The organism is Streptomyces sp. NPDC033845, from assembly GCF_055576225.1.
On the sequence record NZ_JBVIRI010000006.1, the window covers coordinates 370044 to 382271 of the forward strand.

At 67.9% G+C, this 12228-nt stretch carries 12 protein-coding genes and 2 pseudogenes; 8 read left to right on the top strand and 6 right to left on the bottom strand.

Annotation, left to right across the window (positions count from 1 at the left end):
- The first annotated feature begins 88 nt into the window (after window positions 1–88).
- Both ACZ50K_RS16335 and ACZ50K_RS16340 read left to right on the top strand, forming a co-directional pair.
- Window positions 89–484 carry a DUF2267 domain-containing protein gene (locus ACZ50K_RS16335; protein ID WP_468903112.1) on the top strand — a complete coding sequence of 132 codons (396 nt, stop codon included), beginning with the start codon at window positions 89–91 and terminating at the stop codon, window positions 482–484.
- Window positions 485–590: 106 nt separating this feature from the next.
- Window positions 591–998: a DUF2267 domain-containing protein gene (locus ACZ50K_RS16340; protein ID WP_468903114.1), complete on the top strand. Its 408-nt coding sequence runs from the start codon at window positions 591–593 to the stop codon at window positions 996–998.
- A 187-nt stretch (window positions 999–1185) separates the two neighbouring features.
- Here ACZ50K_RS16340 and ACZ50K_RS16345 read toward each other — a convergent pair whose 3' ends face one another.
- The gene (locus ACZ50K_RS16345; protein WP_468903116.1) at window positions 1186–2706 is read right to left on the bottom strand and encodes a catalase; all 1521 of its coding nucleotides are present in this window, start codon (window positions 2704–2706) and stop codon (window positions 1186–1188) included.
- A 326-nt stretch (window positions 2707–3032) separates the two neighbouring features.
- Here ACZ50K_RS16345 and ACZ50K_RS16350 point away from each other — a divergent pair, with 326 nt between their 5' ends.
- From ACZ50K_RS16350 to ACZ50K_RS16360, 3 genes are all read left to right on the top strand, one after another.
- On the top strand, window positions 3033–3899 hold the full coding sequence (locus ACZ50K_RS16350) for a hypothetical protein (protein WP_468903118.1): 867 nt from the start codon (window positions 3033–3035) through the stop codon (window positions 3897–3899).
- Between the two features lie 633 nt (window positions 3900–4532).
- Window positions 4533–4943: a hypothetical protein gene (locus tag ACZ50K_RS16355; protein ID WP_468903119.1), complete on the top strand. Its 411-nt coding sequence runs from the start codon at window positions 4533–4535 to the stop codon at window positions 4941–4943.
- 520 nt (window positions 4944–5463) lie between these two features.
- Complete coding sequence (locus tag ACZ50K_RS16360) at window positions 5464–5910, top strand: DUF6228 family protein (protein ID WP_468903121.1); 447 nt, start codon at window positions 5464–5466, stop codon at window positions 5908–5910.
- Between the two features lie 56 nt (window positions 5911–5966).
- Here the strand turns inward: ACZ50K_RS16360 and ACZ50K_RS16365 are convergent.
- Together ACZ50K_RS16365 and ACZ50K_RS16370 are read right to left on the bottom strand one after the other, a co-directional pair.
- Window positions 5967–6619 (bottom strand): annotated as a pseudogene (locus tag ACZ50K_RS16365) (hypothetical protein).
- A gap of 40 nt (window positions 6620–6659) precedes the next feature.
- Window positions 6660–7019, bottom strand: a complete 360-nt coding sequence (locus tag ACZ50K_RS16370; RefSeq protein WP_468903123.1) for a hypothetical protein — start codon at window positions 7017–7019, stop codon at window positions 6660–6662.
- A 1108-nt stretch (window positions 7020–8127) separates the two neighbouring features.
- Here ACZ50K_RS16370 and ACZ50K_RS16375 point away from each other — a divergent pair.
- Window positions 8128–8568: a hypothetical protein gene (locus ACZ50K_RS16375; protein WP_468903125.1), complete on the top strand. Its 441-nt coding sequence runs from the start codon at window positions 8128–8130 to the stop codon at window positions 8566–8568.
- A 14-nt stretch (window positions 8569–8582) separates the two neighbouring features.
- Here ACZ50K_RS16375 and ACZ50K_RS16380 read toward each other — a convergent pair.
- Window positions 8583–8720, bottom strand: a pseudogene (locus tag ACZ50K_RS16380) (IS3-like element ISRhosp1 family transposase); the annotation flags it as partial.
- Window positions 8721–9217: 497 nt separating this feature from the next.
- On the bottom strand, window positions 9218–9583 hold the full coding sequence (locus ACZ50K_RS16385; RefSeq protein ID WP_468903128.1) for a transposase: 366 nt from the start codon (window positions 9581–9583) through the stop codon (window positions 9218–9220).
- Window positions 9584–9963: 380 nt separating this feature from the next.
- On the opposite strand from ACZ50K_RS16385, the gene ACZ50K_RS16390 reads away from it, so the two are divergent.
- Both ACZ50K_RS16390 and ACZ50K_RS16395 read left to right on the top strand, forming a co-directional pair.
- Window positions 9964–10173 (top strand): hypothetical protein, encoded by a 210-nt coding sequence (locus tag ACZ50K_RS16390; RefSeq protein WP_468903130.1) that lies wholly within the window; start codon window positions 9964–9966, stop codon window positions 10171–10173.
- Window positions 10174–10576: 403 nt separating this feature from the next.
- Window positions 10577–10744 carry a hypothetical protein gene (locus ACZ50K_RS16395; RefSeq protein ID WP_468903131.1) on the top strand — a complete coding sequence of 56 codons (168 nt, stop codon included), beginning with the start codon at window positions 10577–10579 and terminating at the stop codon, window positions 10742–10744.
- Window positions 10745–10906: 162 nt separating this feature from the next.
- On the opposite strand, the gene ACZ50K_RS16400 is transcribed toward ACZ50K_RS16395, so the two are convergent.
- Window positions 10907–12205 (bottom strand): S1 family peptidase, encoded by a 1299-nt coding sequence (locus tag ACZ50K_RS16400; RefSeq protein ID WP_468903133.1) that lies wholly within the window; start codon window positions 12203–12205, stop codon window positions 10907–10909.
- Window positions 12206–12228: the final 23 nt, after the last annotated feature.

A 12228-nucleotide genomic window follows, 5' to 3' on the forward strand; every position in this document is an offset into this window, starting at 1 on the left:
GGAGGGCGGGGACGAGTCGATCCCCCTCCGGCAACCGCCCTCCGCCACCTTCCTTGACCTGCTTCACCCCTCCCCGGAGGTGATGTCGATGTCGATGCGCAGGGAATCGTTCCTGGCCCTCGTCCGGGAACGAGGCGAGTACGAGACCGCTGAGGAAGCCGACCGCGTCGCCCGCGTCGTCCTGGCCCTGCTCGGCGCACACCTGGTCGGCACGGTCCGCGCCGAGCTGGCCGCCCGACTCCCCGAGACCTACGCCCTGATCCTCCTCAACCCGCTGCAGGCCGCCGAACCACTCTCCCCCGAACGGTTCGTCCGGGCGACCGCGGCCTGGATCGAAGGGGCCACCGAGGAGACCGCGCTCTGGGACATCGGCGCGGTCCTGTCCACCACGGCCGCCGCCGCGGGCGACGTCCTCACCCGCGAGGTCCTCCTCCAGCTCCCGCCCGGCTACGACCTCCTCTTCGGCCACTCCCAGCCGGTCTGACCGGCAGGGCCACCCGACCGCCACCGCTCCCGGGCCAGACCCTCCGCACAGAAAGGCAACCACAGCCGTGTACGACCAGCCTCGGACGAACGCCTCCCAGCCGGCCATGACATTCGACCAGATGCTGGAACGCGTGCGCTACGAGGGCGCCTACCCCACTCGCGAACGCGCCGCAGAAGCCGTCCACCAGGTCCTGTCCGCTCTCGGCCGCCAGCTCACCGGCGACGAACGCGTCGACCTCGCCCAGGCCCTTCCCGTCGAAGCCGCCCTCACCCTCACCGCCCAGATCCCCGACGCCGAACACCTCACGGGCTGGGAATTCGTCAAGGACCTGGCCGCCCGCACCGGTGTGAGCCCGGCCGTCGCCCGCTGGGACACCGGCGCCGTACTCGCCATCGTCACCCGCCTCACCGGCCCCGACCTCCTCGCCCGCATCCTCGGCCGGCTCCCCGACGACTACGCCCTGCTCTTCGGCCAGGCACAGCTGCGCCGTCCCGCGCCCGCCGCCCCCTGACCGGCACCCCGGCTCACCGGACACAGCCGATCTCTTCCAGCGCGGCCGTGACGGCCCGGACGGTGTTCTCGTCCCCGCCGGCCACCACGAGGGTGGCCGGCTCCACCGGACGTCGGGGCCGCCTATACCGTGCCGCGGCGCCGGGCTCGGATCCCCGCGCCCGCGGCACAGGTCCGTACGCGAACGCTCAGGCCTTGTCCTGCATGCTGCTCCGCGCCGGGTTGCCCTGCTGGGCCGCCTTCGGGTCCTTCGCGGCCGCCTTGGCGCGCACACCCTCGGCGATGCGTTCGCCGATCGACTTGTCGATATGGGACCAGTACTGGAAGGCGCGCTCCAGGATCGGCTCGGTCACCCCGTTCAGCAGGTGCCCCACGACGTTCTCCACCAGCCGGTCGCGGGCCGCGTCGTCCAGGACCTCGCGGACCATCGTGCCCGCCTGGCCCCAGTCGTCGTCCTCGGCGTGCGACACGTAGGCGCTGCGGGTGATCGCCCCGTCGGTCTCCCAGCTCGGCGGCTGGCCGCACCGCTCGGTGTCGGCCGCCGGACCGCCCTTGGAGTTCGGCGCGTAGACCGGGTCGGTCGTCTTCCGGAAGGCCATCGCGCCGTCCTTGGAGTACGTGTGCACGTCCACGACCGGGGCGTTGACCGGGAGCTGCTGGTAGTTCCCGCCGATGCGGTGGCGGTGCGCGTCGGCGTACGAGAAGAGCCGGCCCAGCAGCATCCGGTCCGGGCTCGGGCCGATGCCGGGGACGAAGTTGTTCGGCTGGAACGCGGCCTGCTCGATCTCGGCGTGGTTGTCCGTGGGGTTGCGGTCCAGCGTCATCCGGCCGACCTGGATCAGCGGGTAGTCGCCGTGCGGCCACACCTTCGTCAGGTCGAACGGGTTGAACCGGTACCCCTCGGCCTCGGCGTACGGCATCACCTGCACGTACAGGGTCCAGCTGGGGAACTCCCCGTCCCGGATGTGCTCGAACAGGTCGCGCGTGTGGTAGTCGGTGTCGGCCGAGGCCATCTGGTCGGCCTCGTCCTGGGTGAAGCACTCGACGCCCTGGTCGGTCTTGAAGTGGTACTTCACCCAGAACCGCTCACCGGCGGCGTTGATCCACATGTACGTGTGCGAGGTGTAGCCGTTCATGTGCCGCCAGGTACGCGGGATCCCGCGGTCGCCCATCAGCCAGGTCACCTGGTGGGCCGACTCGGGGGAGAGGGTCCAGAAGTCCCACTGCATGTCGTGGTCGCGGAGGTTGCTGTCGGCGCGGCGCTTCTGGGAACGGATGAAGTGCTGGAACTTCATCGGATCCTTGATGAAGAAGACCGGCGTGTTGTTGCCGACCATGTCGTAGTTGCCATCGCTGGTGTAGAACTTCAGTGCGAAACCGCGCGGGTCGCGCCAGGTGTCCGGGCTCCCGCGCTCGCCCGCGACGGTCGAGAAACGGGCCAGCAGCTCGGTGCGAACGCCCGGCTGGAAGACGGCGGCCTTGGTGTAGGCGCTGACGTCATGGGTCACCTCGAAGCGGCCGAAGGCGCCGCTGCCCTTGGCGTGCGGCTGCCGCTCGGGGATCCGCTCCCGGTTGAACTGGGCCATCTGCTCGATCAGGTAGGCGTCCTGGAGCAGGATCGGCCCGCCGGGACCCGCGGTGAGCGAGTGCTCGTCGCTCTCGACGGGTGCGCCCGAATCGGTGGTGGTGGCCGGTGGCACGTTGGTCATGGAGCTTTCCTCTCTCGAAGCAGGACGCCGATGCGGTTCAGGAGCGTCCCCGGTGGCAGCCCCGTGACCGTCCGCTCCACGAAGACCACCACCCGCAGCTCTACGCCTAGCCCCGTCCGGCCGATGGCAAACGCATGTACGGCCAGTCACCTCGACTGGCCTCCCGCCGGCTGCGATGCGGTGGCGTTCTTCAGCGCTTCGTTGTTCGGACCTCCGCCCGGTCCTGCTCGCCGCCTGCCCCTTCTCATCGACGCCGTCGCCGTCGCCGTCACCGCATCGCCGACATGTGGTCCGCCACGCTGTCTCTGGCGGCGGCGGTGCTTCGTATGACCTGGGAAACCACCGAATTCCGGGCAGAGCCCAGTGCGCAGATCCTCATCAAGGTCGCCGACGCCGACGCGGCCGTCGCCCTCGGCGAATGCCTGACCGGCACTGACCTGAGCGGCCTGCGTGACGAGTACCGGGCCGCCCTGGAAGCCGTCATCGAAACCAAGCAGACCGAAGACCGGCCCCCCGGCAGAGTCGGTCCCGGAGCCCGACACGCGGCCGCTTCCGGGCCAAGCCGGTTCGGGGTGCCACCAAACCCTACGCTCCGCATATTGGGGAGGATCCCCAATGAACACCGGTCACCAGTGGGCGAAAGTAGAGTCATGAAAACGCCGCGGAGGCGGCAGGAGTTCCCACTGCGCATCTGCAATGCGGAGCTCAAAAATTACCAGCTCCGCATCCTCCTATACTCCCTAAGGATCATGATGAACAAGCGAATCAAGCTGGCTGCCATAGGCGCGACTGCGGCGATCGGAATCGGGCTTCTCTCCGCTTCACCTGCAGCCGCCGCGGACGTCCAGTCGTGTGGGGCAGAGGGCCAGCTCGTAAACCTTGCGTGGATTTCCAACACCTACATCGTTACATGCCAGGTGAGGAACACCTATTCCGGTCTCTACTACATGAGGACATATGTCAAGAACAAGAGCTCGGGCTGGATCAACGACGTCACCCTGAACACTTCCGACGGGGCGGAACTTATAAGCCTCTGCCACTTTGTGAGCCTTGGCCCCGGAGCCGAGGCCTACTGTAACTCGGGCTGGATGGCCAAGAAGGCCGACAAGCACTACTACTCCGCCACGGGTTCTGCAGTGATCAACGGCATGGACTTCGTCGGATATGCCAGCATGTGGGCAGGGAAGTGGTAATTGCAATCGGTGGCATGAATCCGGAACGGGCGGACCTCAACACCCCGCTCCGGATGATTGTCCCCGGCGCTTGCATACGCGATGTACAGATGATGTACGAGCATCAGGGTGCAGCGGCGCCGTCGCTACGCGTGCAGGCGGCTCGGGGCGTGCATCGGCGAGGCCCGGTGCCCAGCATCTGGGGGTAGCGCGCCGCCGGGCCGCCCCGACTCACCGGAGGGCCGGAGGCCTGGGGATTCAGCCGATCCAGCGGTGGCCTTCCCCGGGCGGTGCGTGGGGGCAGGCTGGAGGGGTGGGGGAAGAGCCGGCGCCACTGCTCGGCGGTCTGCCGCACGAGGGCGTGGCGAGCGTACAAGGCCCGGCGCGAGGCGATCGACGGGGGAGGGGCTGCCCTGAAGGCGCCGCTGGAGGGCCGCCGGCACCTGTGGCCGAAGTTCCTCTGCCCCGAGCGCGGAAGCACCTACGGGGCGGACACCTCGTTCGGGAAGACGAGGCGCTCCGACGGCTGTCACTGCTCGTCCCGTGTTCTGTCGCAGTGAAGGTTGAGCGTTCTCACCGAAGGCTGAGTGGCTGCCGAATAGCGGAACCGAAATGCAGGTGCCCATTCCAGGGGCACGTAGGCAAGATCTCAGCATGTCTACCGACGTCGGTGGGATGATCGAGTGCAGACCGGGTGCCCGCCTGTGGGGCCCTGACGATGAGGACGCTGTGTGGCAGGTCGCCATCGACCTGTACCTGCTCAACCGCGGCAACGCCTATGACGGACTCGCCTGTCTCTTCGGGATTCGCAAAACTTTTGACCTTCGCTCTGTGGCCGAAGGCCGTGGATTTCCCCGCGCTGCCTGGGAGGTACTGGCCAGTGAGTTCGCCGCCTGGGGCGGACCTGTCGACGTGTTCGGGACGTGGCTCACGTGGGCTGAGGTCGCCTCCGTTTACTGGAAGAAGACGGACAGTTCCGGCGCGCAGAGCCGTGGAATGGTCGCTGGCGACGAGAGCGAATGGGGCTTTGCGGAGGCGATAGAGCCGCTGGCGACTGCGTTGTGAGCACGTTCTGCGTATGTGTCTGTTGCGGTAGCCCACATGGCCGCCGGTGGTCGCCGCGTCATACCAGCTGGGGAAACTGCGGTCGCCCTTGTTCCAGCGGAACTCGCGTTCCGGCGGCACGTCCTCGAACCGGGCGTTTCACCCGGCGCCCAACGCAACACGCCGACGCCGCCCGCCATCGAAGAATTCCAGATCGAAGGCGCTGAGTACGGGATCGCCGTACGTGTGTAACGCTTCCCCCACCATTTCCCCAGAAGGCCAGGCCGCAGCACCGCTCGTCTTTCGCTGAGAATCCTCAACGTTCGCTGCGAGAGATCACCGCTGCCGCACGAGGGCCTGGAGGCGGCGGTCGCGTTCCGTAGGCGTCACCCGGTGGCGCCTACGGGTGACGGTAGAGCCCGCGGGCGGGGTGCGCCGACACCGGGATCTCCCGCAGGTGTCCTCCGACGCGGAGGTTGCACCGTTTGCCATCGAAGTCGAACCACCGCACGGTGCCGCACGGGGCTTCTGCCCTGGCTGAATGATCGTCGATGATGCTGATGAAGGTCTGGTCGTCCGTATGGGCGAGCCCGGGGGACAAGCGGTGCACCTCCTGCTCTCTGAACTCACCCGGCCGTACGGCGATGAGCCGACCCTCGACTTCATGGGGCGGGCCCGCGGCCGTTGGCCGAGCATCGAGACTCTGGTGAGGACCTGGGACGGCGACGATCTGCTCTCTTTCCTCTCCAGCCTGGCGGAAGACTTTCGTGGCTGGGAGGGACCGACAGCCTGGCATTCCCTCGAATACGACCTGACCCTCTCGGCAGAGCACCCATCGGGTGGCCATGTCCATCTGACTTGGGGCCTTCACGACCGGGCTCCGGCCGAGGCGTGGCACTTCGAGACCACTACGGTGCATGCGGCAGGCGAGGACATGAAGCATCTCGCCGGCGACATCCGGTCACTTCGCACTAGCGAGGCCCAGTAGCCCGAACACAGAACGGCCTCGCGGGCGGCCCAACTTCGTTGGAAAGCGGTCCGACTTCAGTGTCGGCGGGATGGTGGTTCGGTGATCAGACCTGGCGCGGCGAGGCAGCCGTCGATCAGCTGGGGTCGGAGCTGAATCCTGCGTAGTTGTCGCCGCAGGGTGAAGTCGAGCTCGTCGGCGATGTCGACGCCGGTGTGGGCGACGCTCTACGGAGGAGCGACCAGAGGGCCTCGACGGGATCGAGGTCGGGTGCGTAGGCGGGAGGCGGACGGCGGCGAGCCAGTCATGATCGGCCTCGTACGGTTCGAGCCCGGCGGTCAGCCGGGTGTGGAGATTACCCCAGACCGATCATCATCGGGTCGTTGAGCTGGATATGTGCACGGACCCGGTCCAGCGTGCCCCTTCGAAGCCGAGAGCCGGTAATCCTTTGCCGAGTTCTTCCTCCAGCACGGCGAACTGGTCGTCTGTGACGGTCGGGGAGTTCGCCGGCCGCGCTGAGCGCAGGGCCTCCATGCCACCCTCGCGCCGCGTACGGCGCCAGCGTTCCACCGACCGCACACCCACCCGCAGATCTTTCGCGATCACGACGGTCTTCGCACCCGCCGTGGACCGCTGCCCCCGCCCGAAGCCCGGTCCCCGCACGAATCGCCCGGCCCTCACCTGTCAGGGCCCCACCCTTCGGATACCTCGTAGAACCGGCGTACCGCAGGGATCACGAACCGTCACCACCCGACCGCGACCCGAAATCCTCAGTGGCTGGGGTTGACGGCGAAGCGTACGGAGCGGACGAGGAGGTCGTCGCGGGTGGGGTTGCCGTGTGCGCGCAGATTCCATTCGGGGCCTTCGCAGTTGGCGCCGGCGTAGACGGTCACGGTGGAGTCCGTGTCGTTGTGCGGGCCGTAGCCGGGCTGCTCGTCGTCGTCGCTGACGGCATGGAGGTTGATGCACTTGCCGCTGTGCGGGTTGTGGAGGGTGACGTGCTGCTGCTGTCCGTATCCGTCGACGTACTTGTAGTGGAAGTAGCCCTCGGCGGCGAGGGCTGAACCGGGCAGTGACAGGACCATGGCGAAGGCGGCCAGGGCAGCGGCGGTGGTGGTGCGGAGCTTCATGGGGGGCGGATCCTCTTCCGGGAGGGCGGGTTGGGCCTTGCGAGCACGACCCTAGGGTGGCTCCGGGAGGCGAATCGATCCTCCGCGATCTTGTGGCGTGGCGCGTTCGGTGCCGCCGGACCATTGCGGTCACGACACGACACCAGCCGGGCGGCCGGCCCCGGGTCTTCTCCACTGAGCCGTTCCGTGGAACGTTCATCCGAACCTGCATTAGACGCCTTTGGTGAGTTCGGGGCCTTGAATCCGGCTCACCGCTTGTCGGCCGGTGAGTCAGCGGGGGCGGTGGGATCGTTGCGTCATGCCGCGAGAGCCGCTTCGGTGAGTGGAGTGCTGAGGTCGGGGGCCGTTGAGTGGGGCCGGGACCATGCCGGCGCCGTGCCGGTGTGTCTGCCGACTGGGTTGTGGTGCTGGCACGCGAGGCGTGGTGGTACTGCAGCGAGTCCGCTGTGCAACTCACGTGACGAGACGGACGAGGGGTGTTCACAGATGCCGCAGACCTACGCCGAGGTTCCGCCACCGCCACCGCCACCACCTCCCCGGCGGCCGAACCCGGCGAGGGCGTGCCGGACGTCTGGAGGTACGGCTACTTGCCGACGACCTGGAGCTCACCGATGCGTACCGCGGGTCTGCGAAGAGCGGGTGCGGATCGGTGAGATCCCCCGACTGGCCACCGCCCGACCCGTGCACCGCCCCCGTCATGGTCGCATTCACCGCGTAGGAACCCTTGCGCGCATAGCCCGTCATCCCGCACGGAACGGCAGCCGCATTGGGCGGATGCAGCCCGAAATCGGCCTTGTAGGGAGTGCCGGCGAGCGGGCAGGCAACGGTGGTGCAGTCCGGGGCCAGACGAGGGGGCTTCCCTGGAGCCGGCCATTGCGCACCGCTGTTGCCATAAGACCGACGTCGCCGCCGTCCCCGCCATGCGACGGCGCGGAGCTGGTGTCGGCCGAATGGCCTTCTTCGGTGTGGGCATGTGCGGTCGAGTGGCAACGGGCCGCCGAATCTACGGGTTGGGGGAATCGCGTTGAGAGGGTTCAGCAAGTGGCTGGCTTTGCATCCGTGGGCACAGGGAGCACTCATCGCCGTCTGCGGGGCAGGGGTGATTCTCTTGATCACCCCTGGACGGTCCCCGCTCGATGCTCTGCTGCGGGCCGGTTCCGGGGCCGTGGCAGCCGTGATCATGCTCGCGGCAATACGCCGCAAGGAACGCCGGGCGAGCGGTGTCTCCTCCGAGGAACAGCACGTGTCCCTCGACGACCGGCTGCGCCACGGCGAGGTCCCCGCATCGCAGGAGGACCGGGCCGCGATGGAACGGCTGGTCCGCAACCGCCTTCACAAGACCCGTCACCGCCGGTGGGCGTTGCTCTTTCTCTTCGTGATGTTCACCGGCATCGCCGTCCTCACCGCCACCACGGCAGGACTACGCCAGACCCTGGTCTTCACCGCGTTCGGGATCGCGTTCCTGGCCTGGATGACCTGGACCAGCATCCACCAGCAGCGCCTGCTGCACCGGATGTCCGACGCGCTGTCCGGCCATGCAGTCGGGTGAGGCTGCTCCCTGGGGAGTGACTGCGCACGTGTCGTGATCGGTTGTTCTTCGAACTCGGCTGGTGCGAGGTAGCTGAGCGCGGAGTGGCGACGGCGCCGGTTGTCGTACGACAGCCAGCAGAACAGCTCAAGCCGGGCCTGTGCCTTCGAGGTCGGGCCTGGTGCAGGCTCGAATGACAGGTCGAGTCACGGCGGCCCGGAGACAGGACCTCGCGCTCCAGCCGCTGCTCCTGCTCGGCCTTGAGTAGCCGGGAGTGCCGGAGATGGACCATTCTCTGGCCGCGGCAGCGGTAGCGGCGCAAGCCGTGCTACACACGTTTTGCAGTCGCCGGATGTTGTGGAAGCCGGTGATCCGAGCCGCGATCCGCAGCCGGGCCTCGGTGCCGGTGGTGAACGCGTGCCGACGGACGTAGTCGGCCTTGGCACAGCTTGCCCTCACCGGCGGCAATCGCCGTCACGTCGCCGCATGGCATCTGGTCCGGAGCGTTCGCGGTGAGGTCCCGCCGCACGAAGTCCGCGAACGCGGACCGTTTGCCGGGCCGGATCAGCCCGCCCCGGCGGCGGACCTTCCGCCCCACCAGACCGAGTTCGGCCATCGGGCGGGCAACGGTGTTCACCCAAACCCGCCAGCCGGCGCGGACCGGGAGGAGTCAGACCCTCCGGGTACCACAGGTGCCGCCGGAGTCCTCGAAAGCCTTCCGGACGGCATCGGCCAACTGTCCGCGCCTCTCCATCGCCATCTCACGTATCCGCTTGTTCTTCTCGCCCATCTCCCGCGGCAGCCGCTCCAGCTCGGCGCGCTCGGCCTCGGGTATCCGCCCTCCCGGCGCGGCCTCGGCCGGCCGATCCGACGGCGCCGACTCGTTGCGTCGCCACCGCGACACCCGGCTGGGCGGCGTGCCCGACCGCACGCCGAGTTCCTCGGCGACGTCGGGGATCGTCCTGCCCTTTTCGAACACAATGCGTACAGCACCCTCATGAGACGCAGGCGTGTACGTCCGTTGCCTGGACCCCATGACCCCCAACCTCCCCTGCAATCAAGGACTCCACGCTGTGAGGGAAGGGGCAGGGGTTCCGTCGTACCCCGGGCATACGTCGCACCTGTCGCACCAGTGCTAGCCATGTGTCACACGGGTTTCGGCCGGGCCGATCGCCATCATCCTCACGGATGAGAACCACCCCGGAGGATGCCGGCGATCTCAAGACTCAGGGATGAGGAAATGAGAACAGGAGCCGGGGCAACATGGGGGTGATGGAGTAATGACACTCCGTCAACGCAGGTCGAACGGAGACTGCAATGTCAGATTCGGCTCTCGAAGGATGGGCCGCCCCTGGCCCCGAACTTGACCCACAGACGGCCTCAGGATGGGTCGCAGCCGTGGCAAGCCTCGGTGGCATGCTCGCTGCCGCCCCCGTCGCTCTCGCCGCGCAGGGAGTGGCAGCACTCACCGGCCGGGATACGGACAAGGCGGTTGACTCCGTCATGAAGCCAGTGGGCAAGGCTATGGAGAAGGCTGTCGAGGCAGCCGACAAGTACAACGAGACGATCATCAAGGCAGGAATCACCGCCGTCATCGGAGGCATCGCCCGCCGCTTGGACCGCTGACGGCCATGGCCCCCGCGCCCCGAGTCCCTGAGCCGGCCGCCGGCTGACCGAGGCCGGAACCCCCGAACGGCACGGGCTGGCTGTGCACAACAGCGAGCCCGTGCCGTGCACTCGACCTCGATGGCACGCGCTCAAACCCCGGGATCTTGACGTCCGCCTCCCCGCGCTGAAGCACGGGGGTTCTCCGTCTGCCGTGGTCCCGTTGTAGCGGGGCCGCGGCTTAGGGTGGGTTCCTGGTGGGGAGGAGCCCCGCAGGCGTTTACCTCGCTCGTTGCCGGGGGAGGGCCCCGTCCGTGAGAGGGTGGTGACGTGGTTCGGGCCGCGAGGATGCGGCGGCCTTCGTAGAGGAACCAGCCTCAGCGATTCAGCGGATTGGGCCTCCCTGCAATGCGGCAAGGACGCCATGGTCATCGACTACAAGCCCGGCACGGGCACTCACGAGGGAAAGGCCCGCGGCGAAGCCACCCTCGGGCAGGTGTCCAACCAGCCGGCGACTTCCCGCATCATCGTCGGATCCCCCGCGACGCGAAAGCAGATCCAGACCGAGGTCGACAAGCCGACGGCGCAGTAGACCAGAAGCGCCCGGCAGTCCCCTGAGCCCGGACAGCGAGCCCGGCAGCCGGTGGCGCATCTGCGGACAGGCGCTGTCTCGGCATCGGATTCGAGGAGAGACCCGACACATCCGGTTCACACGTACACACCATCGACGATCCGCCCCAGCGGCCCCTTGGTGTCAGGGCGCCGTCACGAGGTTCATGTTGTAGGCATCGAGGATTTCCTTGATCGGCTGGAAATAGACCGCGTTGGGCTGCTTGGTCGCCAGTTCACTGCCGCACAGGTTCTTGGGGCCGCCCGGGACCGCCGCATACATGGTCACGAGCGAGAGCACGCCGACGGCGTGCCACGCCATCTGACCGGACGGCCCGAGCAACTGGACGGCCGACCCGCCACTGTCACCCGGCTTCGCGCAGAGGTTCACCGCCGTCAGGTCCGAGACACTGCCGATCGGCTCGCCCAAGGGTGTCGTCACGTTCTTCGTCAGGTTTACGTGGGTCACGGTTCCACAGGTCCACTTGGTGGTCATCCCGGACTTGCAGACCTCCGTACCGATCAGGGCGTTCCCGGAGAGGGACCCCTTCACCGGAACGTCCGCCCCCGAGCCGTGACGCGAGACGTAGCCGGAAGGATCCCACGAGGCCGGATTGTTGAAGATGACCCGGCCGTAGTCGTTGCCCGGATAGCTGCTGCCGCCGAACGGGACAGCCCCGATGGTGCTGCCGTTCCTGAGGGCCAGCACCCCCTGGCCCTCGGTGCAGTGACCCGCAGTGATCAGGTACGCGATGGACGGGAAGGCCTTGTCACGACCGCTGAATCCGGCCGAGCAGAGCTTCGAGGCACCGACGAGAGGTGTGGTGACGAAGTCCTGGCCGCCGCGCACTTCGATGCCGGCGGGCACGGCGGTCCCGGTCGTCCGCTCCACCACGACCTGGGGGCGCGACGCCGTGCCCGCCCGGACGAACGCGGCGGTCCGCGCATCCAGTTGGCCGGCCGGGACCTGGAGGACGACACGGTTCCTCATCACGTCCACACCCCAGGAGTCGGCCTTGCCCGCGCCCCGGGCTTTGGCCAGCCCGTCCAGTTCTCCCTTGATCCTGTCCAGTTCTGCCAGTGAGTAGGTGACGACCTGCGGACGTCCACCTCCCGACTTGACGGTCTCCGCATCCGCCGTGTCGAGGATGCCGACCGTGAGGATGCCGTCCTGCGGCGAGATCCAGCTGCCGCCCGAACGGGTGCCCAGGGACTTGCCGATCGTCTCGGCCCGGATGGACTGCACGCCCTGCCGGTCCAGGCGCTGTTGCGCCTGCTGTACGGGGATGTTCAATGCCTGGGCCATGATCCGGGCCTCGGCGGAGGCTGCCGGATCAGGCGCAGGCGGTGTCGCGGCTCCAGAAGGAGCGCTTCCGAGAATTCCCGCGAGGACCAGCGATCCGGCCAGGACCACAGGTAGAGCGATCTTTCGCGATGCCTTCACGTCCTTCTCCTTCGTGGAAGACG